The following is a 19830-nucleotide window of genomic DNA, read 5'->3' as shown; positions in this document are numbered from 1 at the left end:
ACCGGTGCGCCTCATAAAAAATCGACCGCAGACAAAACGGGAACTGCCTGCTTCAGCTTAGAATATATGTCATATAGGATCGTTTGATTTCTTTCACCGGTTAATGATATGAATCTCTCTAATTCAGTTAAATCATCCAAATCAAATTTATCCATATCTAAAGAACCTGTATTTACATCATAGCCGCTTATGATTGGGCATACGACAGACAAGTAAAGATATTTTACACCTTCAGGAAATTGTTCCAGCTGTTGTTCTAAGCTGATTGCAGGATCAGTATTATTTAGATATTTTATCAATAAAGGTCGGTCTAAGCTATATTCCATGATAACCCCTCCATAGCAGACTGTTCATCAAAAGCTGTCTTGACAGAATGTGGTAAGTGAGCATATAAGAAATTAACTTCATCCTCATCTATCGGATTCGTTTCTATACATTGAATCAATATCTGATCTGTATCCTCCAGTTCGATAAGATTTTCTTCTCCCGATTGAAACATCAAATCCGGATTGAAAAATTCAACAAAATCAGGTATGAGATCTTCCATACTGTCATAAAATAATGAGCTGTCATATTGACTAAATAAATTTTCATGGCGTTTTTCATTCCGTTTTGACAATATATGCTCAACACAAGCTGTATCCATAGACCGTTTTGCTAACTTTATAAATGGATACTGCCGAAGTTCCTCTTGCCGAAAATGGATTTGTACACTGGATAAAAAAGCAAATATAACGACATCATAATATTCCTCTTCCGGGAGACGATTAGACACTAGATAATCATGAATAACATCGTAATGTCTCTCTGCAAAGTCCGATTCTGATTTTGTTAATTTTTGGGGGTATTGATACATAATCTTATCCTCTTTTCTTTTTATCATCCAATTGATCGATAGCCTTTTGATGTAAGAATGTTAAAAATCAGCTTGTTAGAAGTAATTTCCGTAACTTCCATTGACCTATCGCCAGGATCAAATTGGGTTTTTGTTTTTTTCTCTTTGACAATTCGGCCTTTAATAATATGCGGTGTGTCACATTGAATCAATCCGTTCATCATACCGCTGGCTCCTACTAAACCTATTTGCGACAGATTTAACGGTAAAAGGGGCTGACGCACTCGATTATCCAGCACCTTATTATCAAATAAATAATTGATACTCTTGGATTTTTTTAATTGTTCTGCTAACTCGGCCACATGAAACACTGCTCCTTCAAACCGTTCCACAGTTCTTTTCGGTACCGGAAGTTTATAACCAGATTCCGGCAATTGTGTAATAGGTTGGAGCATGTCAGGTGATATGAGATATTCTGACAATCTCATGGCCATTTGTGAAGCTTCCCGTTTGGGTGTTTTAGTCCCCATAAAGACAATCTGATGGAAATGTTCAAACTCTTTTCCTACGAATTTGTAAACTTGGATATGGGAAAAATTTTCACAAATTACTTTACAAATTTCATAAGTGGCTCTGTAATAAGGAATGATATAAATGAGTAATCCATCATTAACAAGCAACCTCAAGCTGTCTGTCAAAAAACTCTTTTCCAGTCTCCTATTACCAAATTCTGATGGAACAGATAAATATGGGGGATTCAAAAAAAGGCACTGAAAAACCCCATAACTAATCCGAGAATGAAAATAACTGCCAAATCCCACACGGTTTAAACATTGTTGGGCCTTCATTCCGCGCAACTCATCTAATTCAATTCCGTATGTAACAGCATTTGTTCCGTAAGCAAACCGCGACAAGGCTTTTCCTTCTCCACAACAAGGATCAATCAGATTGACTGGTTCAGCCGGAAAATAAATCGCCTTTTTAATTCGGTCAACATGTTCCAAATCAGTTGGATAATATCCCAATTTCACGCGGTTAGCCAGTCTTCCTAAAGCTGCCATGTTGACGTTCTCTTTCTTACATGGCAGCATTGTTTCAAATGCTTTTAAGGCAAGACATAACTGTGTATAGTCCTGTGTGCCTAAATAGTCAAAATTTTTCAAACTGTTCAATAACCTTACTGCAGTTTCAGCCAAAGAGTTTTCTCCGTATTCATTTAATAGTTGAATTAGCAGTGCAACAGTCTGCACAAGTTGCCTAACAGTATTTTTCAGTTCAGTTTTAACTGAAAAATCATTTTGACTCTGTTCATATTCTGAACGGATCTCGGGAAGCTGTTTGCGAATGCTCTGAATTATTTCTACGCAGTCATTGATTTCGTTTAAGCAAAAATAATTTGTCTTCTCATCATACATTTCTTATTTTCATCCTACTAATTCTGTATGTTGGGAATTAACCCGTTTTCTCACTTTTCCAGCGTATAAGTCAATTAACACATCCTTCAGAGCATTCACATATCCAGAAAAAGCGCGTTTAGCATGTCCCGGCATTTTACAGTCTTCAGGGATAATAACATAAATCGCTAAATAGTCTTCGACATCTTCCGCAATCACATGGACATACTGATCCTCTAAAACCACAAAGCGAAACTTTCCGTTTCCGCATATTTTCCACTCGCATTGTTCAATTAAGGATTTTTTTCGATATTTCATTTTTTTACTGAGTAATCCTAAAAATTGTTCCCAATCTGTATCCTGATTTCTGGTATATACAGCTCTGGAATCAATATAAAAACCATCATATGCGAATAAATTTTTATAATTTGGCGGAAGCCAATATCCTCGTTCCATTATGCTGCTCTCCCTTTTCTCTGATTTGGATTTCTGGTAATTAGATCAAATACTTTTAAAAGATCTTTTGGAATATCAGCAGTTCCTAAATACGTTTTGGTCATAATCGTTTTATGAGTGCCATCCGGAAGGATTTCTTCTACCATAAATAATTTTATTTTTCCTTTGTGTTTTACAGTTAATGTGTGTGATGACAAAATAAATTTTCTTTCTAACATCGTTTCATTTCCTTTCTTATCAGGCGACTTGGGATATCTTTTTCTGTTTTTTTCTGGGCTTTATAGTTTCAGCTCTCATATTGATTAACTTCGAAGAAAAAGTTACATATCTTGTTTGTAATTCTCCGGTAATTAAAAGATCATATAAAAAAGATATGATTGCAGTTGCCGCAATTAAATTTGCCGTTACAGTCTGAGGGGAAGACACCGCTCTCTCCGCACAGGATAACTCAGACGGCAGCTTATCCTCTTCCTTAAGCATATGTGAATACAGGGCGCAGACCGGCTTATATAACGTACGTCCCTTTTGACGTACCCCGCATACGACTTGTCCCGTAAATTCTCCGTTTCCAGAATCAATATAGATGAGATCATCCGTCTGACAAAACACCTTATGGCATATCTGTCTGGATCGATTGTTATCTACACAACCCAGCAAAATCACTTTTTGGGATTCAAGAGAATTCGACCATGATCTGCGTACAAAGTCCGGTTGTATCATCTGTTTTAGTTCATATTCATTTTCAAGAAATGACGGCCGATATTCGCAGGCAATTCCAAATGCTGAAGCATAACGCTCTGCCAATACTTTTGCCTTATTCTGTCCGATATCCTGATTTACAAAATTTTGCCTGATTAAATTTTTTTCTTCAACGATATCCCCGTCACATATAATAATTCTGATATTTCTGGAAGCGGCACAGGCGATACGATATAAATGCGGTATGGTATATCCTCCTGTTCCTCCAGCGCCTAAAACGATAATTTTTACTGGTGCAGTTTTTGAAAATTTCATTTTCTCAGCCTCCGCTTCAATTGGTTATATAAATTTTGAACAAATGGTTCCTTCACATGATCTTCTTTAAAAGTAATCTGAGAATTCCAATCTTTTGGATACAATTTCATCTCCGAAAAAACATCCGTTGCCTGAACCGGAATAAACTTTCCGCCGCAGCTTGCACGAACCGTTATTTCCGGCAATAAAAGATCAATCCGGCCAACTACCGCATACAATCTAGTTGCCTTTTCATCTTCGTCATCAGTCTTGGAAAATACAGCAGGCATAGTATGGTGGGAATGAATATCCATAACATGAATCCAGTTATCGGGATATTCTTCTAAAGTGCAATTTACACTGACTCTCGTAACCTCCTGTTTGGGGATTTTAACCAAATAACGTTTTTCTACCTTATCATATAAAATATGTGCCAAACCCTCCGAAGCAAAATCATTTGACAAACTGCGAAAAAAGCTCAAGATATCATTCAAAATGCTTATTGGTATTTTAGGTAATCTCATTTCGAATCCTGTTTCCATTTCGGGAAACTCCGGCAGATTGTCTGCCGGAGTTGTAAATATCCCAATTTGATTCTTTCGCATTTCATATAATTTTCCGTTACGGGAGGGAATAACAATAATAGGCTTATCGCTTTCGTGCGCTAATTCTGTTGAAGCGCAATAATCCTTGTATTGCGGCAATTGCATTTCCCCTTTGGATTGTGCCATAACTCTAGGTTTTACCTTGCATTCAGGATTTTTTTCAGAATTATTTTTAGCCTTTTTTATTCCCTCTAAAAATGATTTGGAATTTTCTATTTCTGATTTCAAATCATAGACTTTGTCACTGCCCGGATTATTGATCGATTTTGTTATTTTTCCGTAGACCATTGTCCAAGTCACCTTTTTAGCATCTGATAATTCCGGAAAATCTGACTGATACTTCAGGCGAAGATCCTCAAAAGTATTGTCCCTGTCTGTGATAGGATCGTTTGCATTTCCATAAGAAAAAACTGCCTCCTTTTCTGCAAATTCTTCTATCTTTCTTTTTTCACTTTTCTGTTGTGCTGCTTGCAGTGCAGCTGTAAAGGGGTCAGTTTCTTGCGTAATCGCAGGCTGTCCCGATATCGGGGGTGGAACTTCAGAAACTATTGATTGTTCATCATTTTCAACTGATATTAGCTCCTGTTCCGTTTTTTTAATTTCTAAAGGAACTGAATTGGATTCTGGCTTCTCCATTTGTGCCAAAAAATCATTTAAGGGGTTGTTTTGAAATTCGCTCATTTTGATTTGTCCTTTCTTTTTTATTTATTTTGTAAAACAAAAAAGACCGGCTTAAACTCTAACGAGTGAAAGCTGGTCTTTCTTGATATTACCATTTGGATTTATTCTCTTTTTCACCTATAAACTAAAAAAGGCCGGAATTATCCTCACACGATAATTCCGACCAAAAACTCAAACCTCAGCTGAAAACAGCTGTATTCTCAAACCTTTGCTATACATTAAATAATACAACATATAGTGGTATTTGTCAACACAAATACTGTATATTGATTTTTAGAATTTTATCTTTCGAAGTTTTTAGATTTTGACTCATCATCACTTAAATAATTGTCAAGCTTTTTCCCTCTGTTTTTTCCATGTTCTGTTCTGTCAAAGTATTTTAGCCATGTTTTGGTAATCTGAAACTGCAAAAACTTTATCATCGCACTGATTTCGCCCTCAGTATCGAAATGGTTCAAACATTCTACATAAAGGGGCTTATCCTCATTATAGATAACAACAGGAGGATAATTGTGGGTCATTAGGATGTAGTTCAGCAACATTCTTCCCGTACGTCCGTTCCCGTCAGCAAACGGGTGGATACTTTCAAATTTACAATGAAAATAAGCGGCAAGTACTAAAATGTTGTCTCCTGAATATTCAGATACTTCCTGAAGCAGTTCACTGATTTCTTGTTCAACATCTTGAGGCGGGGCGCCCACTTCGTCTCTTCCGACAACATAATCGTGTTTCTTAAATTCTCCGGGGCGTTCATGATTCACAACAAAACGGCGTTCGTCATATGTTCCGGCAGTTAAAATACGATGCGTTTCTTTCAACAGATCCATTGTCAATGGTTCTTTGTTTACAATTTTATTTTTCAGATATTCATAACAAAGCTTTTGGTTTTGTTGTTCGAAAATAGCTCTGGTTTCTCCCGAATATCCGGTGACCTTACCATTTTCAAAGATTTCCCTTGTATCGTGGTAAGTTACCTGATTGTTTTCAATTTTTCCGCTATTGTATGCAAATTCAATTCTAAAGCTGTCAAGAGCGTTATCAAGCTGCGCTGTTGTTTGAATATCAATCGCCCGCCATGCTTGCACTAATTCATTTAATTTATCCATAAGGAACCTCCTGTGTCCATATCTTATAATGGTATTATAACATAAAAAATTGTAAAATTTGAAAAATTTTTTGTTGTGCCAAATTTGGAAAATCAACGTGATATATTTTCATATCTTTCAGACTTTCTTTCTTGTTTATACTCTGAAAAACCCCATCATAATGGGATTTGGAGTACATTGATACAAAAATCAAACTGTCTTAAGAACGGTCTTAGACTGTGCTATTGAATATTTTAAATCCGATTTTCAGATTTTAAAATGATTTTTTTAAAAAAAGTTCTATTCGAAATTTGACAAATGAATTTTTTCTGTTATACTTTGTATTGTCCTTTTTTCGAGGGAAAGCAGCGAGGGGGTTGCTGGTTTCCCTCAATATTTAACACGCCGCCTTTATTAAGACGGCGTGTTTTTTTATGATACTTTACTGTTTAAAATTTGTATTGCAATTTCATCTTCAATAAGATCTTTAGAATGATAAATTTTACTGCAAAAAGGAATCAATGATTTCCCGCAGGAATCCTGCCCTTTATCCAATAAAATTCCCGTCATTACAGCACGGTATTGAGCTAACATATTTCTAAAATGTTCAGCAAAAGCATTGCTGATTTCACATTCGCCGTCTGTAATAATTGTGAGATCAGCATTTTCATATCCCTGTTCCATTAGTTTTAAAGCTTCTTGCAGCGGCGCTTCAAAATCAGTACCGCCGCCCCAAAATTGTTCCGCCGCGTTTAAAACATCTTCTGAATGATAATGTCCCGGTTCAAACAGATCTGTTTTGATTTGATCGGCAGATGAAAAATGGATCATAGCATATCTTCGTTTTTCTTTCGCCGCAATGTCAAGCAAAGCTAATGCAAACGCTTTGGACCAGTTAATCACTTCCCGGATACTGGAACTCTCATCGATCAGGACAATCATATCTCCTTTTCCTTTGATCGTTCCCATACGTCTTCGATACTGAGCCAGTCGCTTTTGATCATATTTTCTTAAAAATAATAGCTCAGTTTCTTTTGTCCCCAGCAAAGCAAGCTCTGACGATAAGCAATTCGATAGGTCATTGCCAAATACCACATCATATTTCTCACCCAGACCATAAGCATAACTGTTTTTTCGTTTATCCGCAATGATCTTGCGATACTTTCCGAGTGTTTTAGCAATTTCCTGAAGTTTCTCACTGTTTCTAACATGTTTTATCAGTTGCTGATTGACAGATATATTCATCATCGAACCTGTCTCATTTCCCCATGCACTTATGATCGTATGAGTTTCAATCGATTTTTCCAGTGCGGCGTCAATAGCTATTCCAATTTTAGGAGAGATCCTATCAATGTATCTTATGACGCCTTCGTTTACTTTTTTATGAAGATTTTTGATTTGTGAGATTTTGTTTCGCACCTTGTCATATAAAAACAGAACTTGTTTTACATTCGTATGGGTTGCTCCAGACTCCTTTTGAGCGATTCTGCATAACAGGGAATAGATTTGTTCGGTCAGTAAATCAATCACAGATAAAAAGTTAAGTTCTGGAATTTCAGGCGAATTAAGTTCCAGTTGATCCTGTAAAACTTGGCAAAATTCCTGCGCGGTTTCAAAAGAAGGCAGTTCCTTATTCTCACAGTACCGCTTTAACTGTTCCATTCTGTCATCTTGTAGAAGTATTTCTAAAATGGGTCTGTTTAAATACCGTTCCAAATTAGAAACATTTTTTTGATCCTTACGGTTAATAATCGGCGAATAAAGCGCACAGAAAATATCTTCTTCCAAAGATTGATAGTTTGGACAAATTTTTTCCCGAATATATATTTTCCCAGTATCCGAAAATTCGTCGTAAATCATTTTACACAAGTTTGTTGCATGAAGTAAGGTGGAACTGGACGGCAGTTCTTGTTTTTGATTTGTCAGCCACTTTTTAGCCTGTTCTACTGTGTTAAAATGTTTTTTCATCTTACAGTCCTTTCTATCGATCAGTACAAGCAGGCAATCGGCCTGCTTGTACTTCATTTAGCTTTTATGCTCATGCAAATGGGTTAAATGGAAGTTCGCTGTCAATATTAAGCTCTTCGTAATCTCCGGGATCAAAGCCGCCAAAACTGCCGCTCATATGATACTCTTCTGCGGTTTCGCGGTTCACAGGCGCCTTTTCTTCCGTTTTACTCTTGCTGTCCCCAAAATACACATTATCAGCGATGATTCTGATGGACGTTCTGTTGTTTCCGTTTTTATCCTGATACTTTTGAGTTTGCAGCCGGCCATCGACTGTTATCATAGACCCTTTTGAGAAATGATTTACTATGAAATCAGCCGTAGTTCTCCATGCCTCTACATCAAAGAAATCAGTGTCAAATTCCCCGGCAGCATTTTTAAAATTTCTTTGGTTGGCAATCGAAAAGCCTGTAACGGAGATTCCCGCATTCGTTTTCCGAAGTTCGGGATCAGAGGTAAGTCTTCCGGTCATCGTAATTCTATTTAGCATAACAATCGTCCTTCTTTCTTTTTCTCTTATTTTAGGCGGTTAACGCCTGATATTCTTTTAACTCTTGTAATGGTACATATGTAAATTTCGTTTCCCCGTGAATTTGCCTGCTAACAGATTCTACCCTAGAGAGCATTCCTTCAATCGCTACGATAGAAGCGTCATCTTCAGAAAATCCAGACCTTAGGGCTTCTACTTCATCATAAACCGAAACTAAATTTGTCCGAAACGTAAACAACGCCCGGTTCTTTTCTGTCGCCCCCAAAAAGTCATCCCGATACTGGTACACTTTAGCAAGCAATTTATCAAGCTTATCTCCCAACGGATTCTCAACCAGTCTATGGATCGTTTCTTTAATAATTGTATATTCCTCCGGCTTATTCCAAAGGTAATTAACTAATGCTGATAAATCTTTCGGAATCACAGTATCGCGTCCGTCAAGCCAAGCCTCAGCCTGTACAACCGGAGAATAATTGAAGTAGATGCGGTCGCTGACCTGAATATCTTTACGCCGTAGTTCGCATAAGATGATATCTGCCAATTCATTGATATTTGCCGGAATCCGGACTTTAGATACTTCCGTTTGCATTTCATACAGTTCTTCAAGCCCGATTATCGCCTGATTAGAAATTGTTATACTTTTCTGCTTCATATCCAAAATTTTCATCCGGTTTTCTTTATCTTTTACATACTGGGTATTAACCTTAAAATCAAAGCGGTCATACAATGCCTGTAAAGAGTTTTCCTCAGGATTATTAAAATTCGGGATCTCATTAGATGCAGAAAAGAAGCTGATAACCGGAATGTCAATCACAACACCTTCATTGGTGTAAGTGTGTTCGTTCGTTGCATTCAACAGACTGTTCAGGACGCCATCATTAGCTTTAAACAATTCATCCAAAAAACAAATATGCGCCTCCGGTATCTTATCTGTTGTTAAGATTTCTGGAGTTCCTCCATAAAGCTCCGCCAAACATTTTCTTCGTTTTTCCATTTTGTCTTGCAGTTCGGCAGCAGCAGAAAGTGAAGATTCATTCTCCATATCATTCTCAGAATCCTGCAGTAATCTTTTCATCATTTCAGCCATTTCCTGATATTTACTATCATGATTCAGACGTGATCGGGAAACATTTCCTGGAATGATACTGGACAGATCCAACCGTCCGAAGAGTTTTTCTTCATCCACCTCTTTACACATGGAAATGCTGAATTGTTTTGCTCCGTCTATATGTGACCTAAAAAGATCAATGGCCTGTGATTTAGACTGTCCCGGGCTGCCAACCACAAAAAGATTTTTTTTGGTAAGCAGTGCAAGAGCAATCGTATGAATTAGTTCTTCTCGTTCTGCCAGACAATTCTCTACCTCTTGAATGACAGCATTCATTTTTTTATATAGCATATTATTACATCCTCCGATTCAGTCAAGCAGCGACTTCCTTTGTTGACTGCTTGACAACTTTCTTTTTGCTTTTCGTTGTTTGTTTTTCTGATTTCTGTTTTTGTGAAATATGGACTGGACTCCTGGGACCTACAAAATATCTGCTTTGGTTCGCCTCAATAATCAAAAACCCCTGTTGATCAAACAACAAATCCATAGGTCCGGAACATTGCCGTACACAGCCTAACAGCAATTTTGGCTGATAATAAAAGCCTTGCTCCGGGCTTTCAATTGTATTGATTGCAGGGACAGAGGAGTGTGATATTCCTGATATAGTCTGCACTTGTGCCAGTATCTGATTGTTTTTAATCTGCACATTAACACAAGGATCATCGCCCGTACTCAAAATTGCAGTTACATGTTCTAATAAAAAATAAAAGTCCTTGGCGTCTACAGTTGCCCGGTAAACAGGATGAACCGCTTGCAATAATTTCGTACTCTCAATATATTGTCCTTGAAACATTAACGTTGAAAATATCAGGTCTGATTTCATGAATACAGCGGCAGCGCCTGAAATTCCGACAAACAATTCGTCATTGGAGTCAACAATGCTATCGAGTATCTGTATCGCTTTACCATGTAAAATCATTTCCAGCTTTCCGTCCGCACAATGCGGAGAACGGGAAACCGCAGCACATGCGCCATTGGTGGCCTGTGCCCGAGTATCTTCTTCAGAACAATTGATTTTTATGTAATGCATGAACTCTTTACCGACTTCGTTATTATGTAGATCAATAGCAAAGCATGTACGTTTTATTAAAGTATTCAGTCCTTTGACACAGATCGTATCCTGAGGAAAGGAAAGTCCTATTTTCGGGAATCCTTCAGCGTTTATACAAGCTATTTCATAAATTGCTGTTCCTGATATAATTTTTAAAGTATCTTGTTTTGTTTCAAATATTACAATTTCACCGGTTGCCAGCTTTATCATATCCGATATACATACAGGTGCTATAATAGCTCCTCCTTCTTCAATATGGCATTGATTTAGCCGTCTTTGAATATATGTCCGAATATCTGTACCAGTCAAGGTAACCAAACCGCTGTTTTCATTGACATTTATCAAAATTCCACCGATTTCCGGAATTGTCAGATTCCGTTTGGATATTACTTTTGAAACTGTTTGCACAGCTTCCAGTATAGTCTGGCGTTCAACAGAAAATTTCATTTTTGCTTTTCTCCTTTCATCTTTGATACAGTTTTATGAGGCGAGTAAATCAAAGATATCAAGTTGTCCTATTTCTTTCGGACTCCAAATCTGTTTTTTGGATTTCTGAGTTGTTACCGGACTGAAGATCTTAGGTGGCTCCTGTTTCTGATTTGATGACTGCTTTGCTTTTTGCACTGAATTCATTGGTTTTTGATTTCCGATCAGCGCCATTTTCTTAAAGCTATCTGCCAAATCGGTCACATTTTCCTTCACACCTTTCATCAATTCTTTGGCAAGCTGCGTTGTAAGATCATTGCAATCAGACAAAGCGGCCAACCCCTCTTCAGAAATATTTCCTTCTATGACTGTTGCTGCTGACAGCTTAGAGGCCATGAGCCTTAAAGCAGATTGCTGAATGGTATCTGCATAATAAGTCATATATACCTCGACTTTAGTTGCCGTTTGATTGATCCTCCAGCTTCTCCGTGAGGCTTGACGGAAAACATACAGATTGAATGCAATATTGTAAAAGATCAATGTAGTAAATGCGTTCAAATCCAATCCAGTCTCTACAATTGCAGGATTTACGATCAACACTTTAATGCCTTCTCTGACGCGTTTATCTACCCATGCTTCTCGTTTTGTCGTTGGTATTTTTTTATCTAATATTGCTGTCGGTATCTTTTTTTGGATCAGCCATTTTTGTATTTTATGCTGTGTATCAAGCCGCGTCCAGGCTGTGTAAATAATAACGCGCCCTCCTTCACCGATTTTACGTTCCACCAACTGTATGACATCTTCATCCTTAGGCTGAAAAACAGAACTGTTTCCAATATTTTGCGGGACAATCAATGGCTCGTTATCCCAGCCTTGTTTCTGTTTACGCAGAGGAACATAAATCGCTTTCTGATCGTACGGTTGATCCGGATATACAGAAAGCAGATTCATACAAGATGATGTAATCAGATTACCGATTTCCGGCATCTTTGCCATAATGCTCTTGTATTCTTGTTCGATTCTTCGATATTCCTGCAAAACATCATCCCGCATGCGGTATGGAAGTGGTATTTCTTCATAGTCCGGCAATTCTTTTCCCATATCCGTAAGCGACAGAAACACTGCATTTTCCATTAAAAATCTGGAATAAACGATCGGTGAAATACCGGGCAGAAATTTCTCTCGAATCTTGCGCTTTGTCGCTTTAGACGAAGCATTATAGTTTGACAGATCAACTTCATACATTTCCTCTATCACACCGTATTGCTGGCAAAAAGCTTTTGAATTATCGTATCTTTGATTATCTAAAATCATAAGATCAGCCTTTAGACGCCATAACAGATAAAACATACCTTTTGCATAGCCATTCACAAGTGTTGCGGTCATTCCGATTACTTTCTTAGAAATACCGGCAAGTTCAGCCATCGCTTGTCCTTGGGCGCTTTCTCCTGAATATTGGTGAAGCTCATCAATAAGCAATGCGTCTATTTTATGGAATTTCTTTTTAATATATGATGATAAAGGATATCTCCTATATGCACCAACAACTGGAAAAACACCGTCTGGATTTTGAATTACCTCTTTAATTTTCTCAGAGTGCTCCTTATTAACACTAACCGCTAAACCCAATCCTAAAAATCTTCGATGCACGAAACCAAAACCACCGATCCTGACCCATTCATATCGAATGTCTGATGGATTCAGTGCTTCCCATAGCGGATCTCCGCAATTTGGACACAGATGATTCCTTGAATTTTCATTTCGGAAAGCTAATGCATCCAGACAGTCATCTGTAAGGATTTTTTCGTTTACCATAAAGTCTATTGCGTTTCCGCAATTTGGGCATACAAAAGAATGCCGCCTTTCATTCCAACGCACAACTGGCTGACGCATATATCCGTTACGTGCTGTTTCCTTTGATAAGATACAATATACTGTGGTATCATGGCTCTGATAAAAACGATATAGCTGGTCAACATCAGAAATGCTGGAAACATGCTGCGCAAAGCAATTCGGAATACTCTCATGCAGTTCACGAACCCACTTCCCGGTAATATGAGAGGGGCAAATTACCACATTGAAATTTTTCCTTTGTCTTCGCAGTCCGCTATGCTGATATGCGTAAATGGCGGCACTCCCTATTTTGGTTTTTCCAGTCCCGCATTCCGCAACCAGAAATGCAAGCTTATCCTTTTCCATACAGCGTTTGAGAGCCTCCGCAGCTCTTAACTGAGCATCAAACAGAGAATATCCGGCATGATCTATAATAAACTGATTCACTTCTTCCAATTCTTTGCAAACAGGTTCTTCTTCCGGATTATAGACCGGCGGAAAACTCTCTTTAATACGGTTTACAATTTGATCTCCAAATATTTTCAAATATTTAGTGAAAGAGGTGATCTGTTCCCAAACAGGATTGTGGTTTCGAGCTTTAGGAATTGAAATATCTCCATTTTTTAGTCCATCTTCCAATATTTGCGCTATTTCCATTTCATCTGACGAAACACTCATATAGTAACCTCGAAATTCTTTCCAAAGGCAGAAAACTCTCATCTCTTGTAAAAGACCTCTCGTCTTTAATTCGGAAATAAAGTAATCCTGAAAATCCCAAATCAGCGGCACTGCTAATTTCCTGTCTAATTCATCAAACAGATCATCATCATTTTCGCAAAAAAAATACAGATTGCGCTTAATGTCTATTGTTTCATCGTCATTCTCTTTATCGTCCTCCTTATTCAGTCCTACACAAAGTGATTGCAAAGTATCGTCTTTCCGATAATAAATACTTTCTGCATAAACTCCGTCTCGGGTTATTTTCCTCTCATAATTTTTCGTTTGGAGTGATTGGATCTCGATCTGTTCATGTTGATAAAACATCTTCAAAGAACAGCCGCTGATAATAGCATCACTCATTGCTAATACGGTTTCCGGATAGCCTCCAAACCGAATTGCAACAATGGTATTTTCCCGATCCAATACGATCATGTCAGCGTAATTGGTGATACCAATTACGCTTTCTTTATACTCACATGATATTTGGATCAGGGACTGGGGGTTCATTGTTTTCATCAATCCTTTCAATTTTAAAGTATCTATATCAACAAAAAGGCTGCGCTATCTCTCTGTTACAGGGAAAATAACGCAGCCTTTTTTGGTTGCTTTGATTTATTAAAAGAAAAATAAAAAGGTCAGAATTAGCCTATATGGCATAATTCCAACCTTTTACTCAAACTTTAGTTTCATTGAAACTTAATACTCAAACCTCAAATTGGTTTTATTATACAATATTTAGTATACATTGTCAATACAATCCACTATATATTGCTATCGGAATAGTAATTTAACAATTATAAAGAAATAAAAATTCCTATTATCTTTGTACATACTGTTATAGTTTTTGTGGTATTTTAAAATCTTTAAATGAAGATTTTCTGTTCTGTTTTTCATACTGTTCAGCTATTATGTGTTTTAATAATTATAACAATAAAAAGAGGAAACAGAAAATTCTGTTTCCTCTTTAAAAATAAAAACAGGAGCTGGAGCAATTTATACATTAAACAAAGGATAACTGCCAGCTTTAGGCTAAAATTTTATTCAGCACACCACATGGCGAGATCAGAGCCTAAAATGGTTTATATTATTCTCCAGTCTCTGCTTTTATAAACGAACAGCACAGCTATCATCCAGCTGTTGGTGACTCAATAGGAATTTTTCAAAAATATCTGAAAGAATGCCTATCGATTCTTGACAGAATATATGCTCATTTAACCACTGCATCTGCTGTTTGCAATAGTCTTCAAACTTATGATCATATTGTTTGGGACTATAGTCATGAGAACGTTTTATCCCATTCTGCCATCCAAGAAGGATGTATCCGATTTGATCAATTTGAAGCCTCTTGTCCACAGCCTGAGCAGTTAGGTAAAGCTGTTTGAAGTAATCTGTATCGCCATTTTCCCAAAGTGAACGGAGCTGTTTTTCTAACTTTCTTTGAAACTGTTTCACATACATATTGTGAGCGATAGAATATTGTTCTGTCAAGTTTTCTTTGTCAGGTAAATTCATAATACCCATTGAAATTCCATATAAATAGGCTGTTTCATTATGATACTGCATGAAATCTAAAATCATGTCCCGACATTTGGAAAAACTTGAAGGAACTATATTATTTTGAAAAAGCGTTTCATACTGGCTGCATGTATAAATAGGGTGTTCCGTTGGATAAACACTGATTTCTCGCTCAAGCTTTTCTAATTGCTCAGTTCGGCTTAAATATCCCTCTATGGATGAAGTATATGGATCAAGACATTTTTTCATTCTTCTATTTCCTCCTTATACTTTAAACTTTCTGAAAAGATTTCGCTATTTTTTCAAACTCACTTTGCGAAAGATCCCCATGAAAGGATATAACCCAATGATTGGTTTCATATGCGAAAACTGATTCTTCTGCAAACCAAAAACTAGGTTCTTTGCCTTCTTTCATTATGTGAATAGAATATTTGTGAAAATAGGTTTCAAAATCCAACGCAATTTCGTCCTCGGAAGTGATCGTTGTACGCAGCAGGGAATGCTTGGGAAGATATTCGATAACAAACTCATCATTTTCGTACCGACTGATAGAGCCATCATGTTCTTCACCATAAAATGTGTCGAAATACCAGCAGTGTATATCATATAGTATTCTGTGTCCCAAAGACGTGCTAGACAACATAAGCATACAGCAGCATACCACGCAAATTAAACTTAGAAAAATAATCTCTCTCCGAGAATATTTTATTTGCTCCATTCTGCTGTTTCACACTCCTAGTTATATGTAGCTTCTTTGCTATAGTTGGTATGCGTTTCCAAATTTGAACCGCTATATACATAAAATACGGACTTTGTACGGTACTTATATCCTTTTGTAATGGTTTTGGAATAGGTATTGTACGCATAATAACTATTCGTGGTCTTGCTGGAGCCGCCTATACTAATCCAAGTCCCATTTTTATATTGCTGCAAATATGTATAAATCGTAATTTTCGTTGTAAGAGATTTTTTTCCATCTAAAGTGCTTCCGGCAGTAGCTTGCCCATTTTTAAAACCGATGGTTGAGGTAGCAGCGATAATATAGGAGAATCGCGGATCAATCTCCTCAGTAACTGGAACGTCCGGCTCATCAGAAATTGGAGGGGCTTCCTCTGCAAATACGCCGACACTCATTGTACATACCATCAGAACGCTAAAAAGAAATGCTGATACTCTTGTGATTGTCTTACTCATTTTGTTTTCTCCTTTCGCTTTTAAGAATGTATTGTGATAGATTCAGCAATCTGAATCATATCTCCCTTTGATAAGTTTCCGACCAATGTAAAAACAGAATCATCCAAAGTCCAAACCATAAATATTTCACTATCTATCTGAATCAGCGTTCCCTCCTGTTGATTGATCTGCACCTGTTCCATATCCTGATGTTCTGTGTCAAGAGAAGATTGATAATCTTCAACTGAATACTGTTGTAATCGGAAATAATGTGCTGAATCCTCAAACTGGTACAGCATGAAAATTCCCATGTCAGTTTCTTCTTTCAGGATAAATCCTTCAGGCAAATATCCAATAGTAAAAGTATTCGCAATATAGTTACCGCCCTGCATTTCGTATGATGTACCATAAAACACTTTCGTATATTCTTCAAATTTTTCTTGGATAAACCGTCGAATCGGTTCAAACTGTAAAGCCAGTGCTAACAACATAACGATTGCTATGAAAACAACTACAATTCGTTTGTGTATTGTAATTTTTCTTTGATGCTTCTGCTCCAGCTGTTCTACGAATTGTTCCAACTTGACAGATGGGACATAGTCTATGTCCGGTACTGAATGTATCATATCCTCAGCGACTGCTTCAAAAGCAGTACGCAAATTTCTCTGATACTGTTTCATTTTTCCATTTCCTTCAAGGCTTTATATATTAGGCGTTTTCCTCTGCATATTCGCTGTTTTGCAGTTGAATAAGATATGTTGAGAAGTTTGGATATTTGTTTGATACTCAGGTCATGATAATAACGCAGCATAAGCGGCTCCGAATAGATTTCTTTTAAAGTATAGATTGCGGATATAAGCTCCTCTTTTTGGGCTTTTGCAAGGTACTTTTCTTCTGCGGGCTGGGAAAATAGGTTGGTTTTTAGTCGTTCTTCTGCACGTTTTGCTGCCTTTTTCTTTCGCCAACGGTCAATAGCAATATTCTTAGCAATGACAATTCCCAGAGAAAGAAGCCGGATATTGTCCATCGTTTTAATTTTTTCAAAAATACCAATCATTCTGACAAAGGCTTCCTGAGTAATATCCTCTGCTGTATCGGTATCATGGCAGATTTGAAAGGCTGCGGAAATCATTTTATTTTTACATAACTGATAAATCTCTGTAAACTGCTTACGTTCTTGTTCGTTTTCAAGCAGCAACAGCAGATTAGTCAGCATTTTGGTCACCTTTTTCTTTTTTATTTCGTTAATTACCCATATTCGGGTAATTAACAGCATAACGATTGCTATGATAATAATATAAAAACGATTGAGAAAGGGTGAGGCATATGAAATATGAAGATATACTTATAAAGCGTATTCAATGCCTTTGCCGTGAAAGGGGTTACTCAATCAACTATTTATCTACTATTAGCAATGTCAGCCAATCTACTTTAGACAACATTATGAGAGGTCAAACTAAAAATCCCGGTGTGAAAACATTACATCGCATTGCATTAGCCTTTAATATGACTTTATCTGAATTTTTGGATTTTCAAGTTCTTAATGATTATTCATTTGATGAAGAAGAAATCGGATAAATAACTGGGTATCTTATACCCAGTTTTCTATTTTTATCTTACTACTAAAATCTAATAAAATCAATATAAAAATATTATAATCTAATAATATTATGATAAGTTTTAGATTTCAATGATAATATAAAATCACAAAATATACGAAAGGTGTTTAGGGTATGGAAGGACTAGGAAGAAAATTACAAAGCCTACGCTCCAGTACGAAATATACTCAAGATGATGTTGCTAGGTTAGTAGGAGTTGCTAGTTCTACTTACTCAGGATATGAGAGAAACATCAGTGAACCTGATTTGAATACTTTAAAGAGATTAGCAAATGTTTATAATGTGAATATAGATTATCTGCTTGGCAATACAAAAATAAAAAGCAGTTGGAGAGATTATAGCGGTGAGATTCAGTTAGAAAAACGAGTTGTCCCTGCCGGAGAAGTAATGGAAGCTCTGAAATCTCTTAGTATGGAAGAACGCGAACATATCATTGGCTTGATTAAAAGTATCGCTCAACATCATAAATGATGAAAATATTATTAGTTATTTTAAACTATGCTTGAAAGCATAATACAAAGGAAACCTCCGTAAACTAAGAAAAAAGTTTACGGAGGTTTTGTTATGAATCGGGTCATTCTGCACAGCGATATGAATAACTTTTATGCTTCCGTAGAAAGCCTTTTTCATCCTGAGTATAGAGGCAAACCAATGGCGGTAGCCGGAGATCCAGAGCAGAGGCATGGCATTGTTCTTGCGAAAAACTATGAAGCCAAAGCATTTGGAGTACAGACCGGTGATCCGCTGTGGCTTGCAAAGCAAAAATGCCCGGACATTATTTTCGCCCCGCCTCATTATGACAAGTATCTTCAGTTTTCTCAAAGGGCAAAAGAAATATACTCGGAATATACCGATCAGGTAGAACCATTCGGTTTGGATGAATGCTGGCTTGATGTAACCGGCAGTACAGGTTTATTTGGCTCCGGAAAAACAATCGCCGACACATTAAGGGAACGAATCAAAAAGGAACTGGGGATCACTGCTTCGGTTGGAGTTTCTTTCAACAAAGTCTTTGCAAAGCTTGGCTCTGATTTGAAAAAGCCGGACGCGACAACGATTATTCTTCCGGACGCTTTCGTCAGACAGTCTGGCCGCTTCCGGTTAGTGAATTGCTGTATGTCGGGAAAGCAACTCACCAAAAACTGCGAAAATACGGAATCAGAACGATTGGAGACTTGGCTTTGACAGATGTGCGTTTTCTGGAACAGATATTAGGGAAAAATGGGGTAATGCTCTGGCAATTTGCTAACGGGCTGGATCAGTCACCGGTATCCAATATCGGAGCAAAATCAATGATCAAATCCATTGGAAACAGCACGACGACTCCTAGAGATCTTGTGACTGATGAAGATATAAAGATTATACTGTATGTTCTGTGCGAAAGTGTATCGGCAAGAATGCGGGAATATGATTTTGTGTGCAGGACAGTGCAGATCGGAATACGGGATCAGGAATTGCACTTTTATGAACGTCAGGGAGCGATGACCTATCCAAACCGAACAGTAAAAGACCTGTTTGATCAATCATTTTTCTTGTTTAAACTTCATCGGCCGGAGAAACCCGTACGGAGTTTAAGTGTTCGGGCCTGCCAGCTTTCAGTTATGGGGAATGAGCAGTTATCACTATTCCCGGAAGAATTCAAGCTTCAAAAACTGGAACAACTGGACAGGGCAATCGACAAGCTGAGGGAACGGTATGGGCATTTCAGTATTCAGCGTGGAATCATGCTGACCGATCCGGAGTTGTCAAACCTTGATCCGAAACATGACCATATTATACATCCGGTTAGATTTATCGCTAATATAAATTTTTAAAATTAAAAAAAAGTGGTTGCTTTTT

The 19830-nt window shown here is 37.4% G+C and carries 22 protein-coding genes; 4 read left to right on the top strand and 18 right to left on the bottom strand.

The genetic code is table 11. The features are described from left to right. Positions 1-11: 11 nt before the first annotated feature. The 18 genes from CZ360_RS11625 to CZ360_RS11540 form a co-directional block, all read right to left on the bottom strand. Entirely contained in the window at positions 12-326 is a 315-nt protein-coding gene (locus CZ360_RS11625; RefSeq protein WP_143530238.1) for a hypothetical protein, read from the bottom strand. Then, on the bottom strand, positions 311-856 hold the full coding sequence (locus tag CZ360_RS11620; protein ID WP_143530237.1) for a hypothetical protein: 546 nt from the start codon (positions 854-856) through the stop codon (positions 311-313). Before CZ360_RS11620 ends, CZ360_RS11625 begins: the two co-directional genes overlap by 16 nt. Before the next feature lie 23 nt (positions 857-879). Next, entirely contained in the window at positions 880-2250 is a 1371-nt protein-coding gene (locus tag CZ360_RS11615) for a DUF6094 domain-containing protein (protein WP_077534352.1), read from the bottom strand. A 9-nt stretch (positions 2251-2259) separates the two neighbouring features. Further along, complete coding sequence (locus CZ360_RS11610) at positions 2260-2685, bottom strand: hypothetical protein (RefSeq protein ID WP_077534351.1); 426 nt, start codon at positions 2683-2685, stop codon at positions 2260-2262. Further along, positions 2685-2903, bottom strand: a complete 219-nt coding sequence (locus tag CZ360_RS11605; RefSeq protein ID WP_077534350.1) for a hypothetical protein — start codon at positions 2901-2903, stop codon at positions 2685-2687. Before CZ360_RS11605 ends, CZ360_RS11610 begins: the two co-directional genes overlap by 1 nt. A 19-nt stretch (positions 2904-2922) precedes the next feature. After that, positions 2923-3699, bottom strand: a complete 777-nt coding sequence (locus tag CZ360_RS11600; protein ID WP_077534349.1) for a ThiF family adenylyltransferase — start codon at positions 3697-3699, stop codon at positions 2923-2925. Then, the gene (locus CZ360_RS11595) at positions 3696-4964 is read right to left on the bottom strand and encodes a Mov34/MPN/PAD-1 family protein (RefSeq protein WP_077534348.1); all 1269 of its coding nucleotides are present in this window, start codon (positions 4962-4964) and stop codon (positions 3696-3698) included. Before CZ360_RS11595 ends, CZ360_RS11600 begins: the two co-directional genes overlap by 4 nt. Before the next feature lie 281 nt (positions 4965-5245). Beyond that, a complete protein-coding gene (locus CZ360_RS11590; RefSeq protein WP_077534347.1) occupies positions 5246-6070 on the bottom strand; it encodes a Fic family protein in 825 nt (274 codons plus the stop codon). Positions 6071-6481: 411 nt separating this feature from the next. Continuing rightward, positions 6482-8017: a vWA domain-containing protein gene (locus tag CZ360_RS11585; protein WP_083712057.1), complete on the bottom strand. Its 1536-nt coding sequence runs from the start codon at positions 8015-8017 to the stop codon at positions 6482-6484. 70 nt (positions 8018-8087) lie between these two features. Further along, positions 8088-8546, bottom strand: a complete 459-nt coding sequence (locus CZ360_RS11580; RefSeq protein ID WP_077534345.1) for a single-stranded DNA-binding protein — start codon at positions 8544-8546, stop codon at positions 8088-8090. A 31-nt stretch (positions 8547-8577) separates the two neighbouring features. Further along, positions 8578-9945 (bottom strand): AAA family ATPase, encoded by a 1368-nt coding sequence (locus CZ360_RS11575; protein ID WP_077534344.1) that lies wholly within the window; start codon positions 9943-9945, stop codon positions 8578-8580. A 22-nt stretch (positions 9946-9967) separates the two neighbouring features. Further along, entirely contained in the window at positions 9968-11152 is a 1185-nt protein-coding gene (locus tag CZ360_RS11570) for a beta clamp domain-containing protein (protein ID WP_077534343.1), read from the bottom strand. Positions 11153-11185: 33 nt separating this feature from the next. Then, positions 11186-14200: a helicase-related protein gene (locus CZ360_RS11565; RefSeq protein WP_077534342.1), complete on the bottom strand. Its 3015-nt coding sequence runs from the start codon at positions 14198-14200 to the stop codon at positions 11186-11188. Between the two features lie 588 nt (positions 14201-14788). Beyond that, positions 14789-15448, bottom strand: a complete 660-nt coding sequence (locus CZ360_RS11560; protein WP_077534341.1) for a hypothetical protein — start codon at positions 15446-15448, stop codon at positions 14789-14791. A 22-nt stretch (positions 15449-15470) separates the two neighbouring features. Next, positions 15471-15917, bottom strand: a complete 447-nt coding sequence (locus tag CZ360_RS11555) for a hypothetical protein (RefSeq protein WP_143530235.1) — start codon at positions 15915-15917, stop codon at positions 15471-15473. Positions 15918-15934: 17 nt separating this feature from the next. Next, complete coding sequence (locus CZ360_RS11550; RefSeq protein ID WP_077534339.1) at positions 15935-16393, bottom strand: hypothetical protein; 459 nt, start codon at positions 16391-16393, stop codon at positions 15935-15937. 20 nt (positions 16394-16413) lie between these two features. Further along, the gene (locus CZ360_RS11545; RefSeq protein WP_077534338.1) at positions 16414-17052 is read right to left on the bottom strand and encodes a DUF4367 domain-containing protein; all 639 of its coding nucleotides are present in this window, start codon (positions 17050-17052) and stop codon (positions 16414-16416) included. Beyond that, positions 17049-17588, bottom strand: coding sequence for an RNA polymerase sigma factor (locus CZ360_RS11540; RefSeq protein ID WP_159438270.1), 540 nt, complete (start codon positions 17586-17588; stop codon positions 17049-17051). The genes CZ360_RS11545 and CZ360_RS11540 overlap by 4 nt, the downstream gene beginning before the upstream one ends. 110 nt (positions 17589-17698) lie before the next feature. Between CZ360_RS11540 and CZ360_RS11535 the strand changes: the two genes are divergently transcribed. The 4 genes from CZ360_RS11535 to CZ360_RS14400 all read left to right on the top strand — a co-directional run bounded on the left by CZ360_RS11535 (position 17699) and on the right by CZ360_RS14400 (position 19805). Next, a complete protein-coding gene (locus CZ360_RS11535) occupies positions 17699-17950 on the top strand; it encodes a helix-turn-helix domain-containing protein (RefSeq protein WP_077534336.1) in 252 nt (83 codons plus the stop codon). Between the two features lie 155 nt (positions 17951-18105). After that, a complete protein-coding gene (locus CZ360_RS11530) occupies positions 18106-18462 on the top strand; it encodes a helix-turn-helix domain-containing protein (RefSeq protein ID WP_077534335.1) in 357 nt (118 codons plus the stop codon). 93 nt (positions 18463-18555) lie between these two features. Beyond that, positions 18556-19176, top strand: a complete 621-nt coding sequence (locus tag CZ360_RS14405) for a DNA polymerase Y family protein (RefSeq protein WP_407656977.1) — start codon at positions 18556-18558, stop codon at positions 19174-19176. Next, on the top strand, positions 19101-19805 hold the full coding sequence (locus CZ360_RS14400) for a DinB/UmuC family translesion DNA polymerase (protein WP_407656976.1): 705 nt from the start codon (positions 19101-19103) through the stop codon (positions 19803-19805). The genes CZ360_RS14405 and CZ360_RS14400 overlap by 76 nt, the downstream gene beginning before the upstream one ends. Positions 19806-19830 lie beyond the last annotated feature (25 nt).

This window comes from Massiliimalia massiliensis, assembly GCF_900155615.1.
Classification (GTDB): Bacteria; Bacillota; Clostridia; order Oscillospirales; family Ruminococcaceae; genus Massiliimalia; species Massiliimalia massiliensis.
Note: the sequence above shows the minus strand (reverse complement) of the source record. Positions and strands in the feature narration are given on the sequence as shown.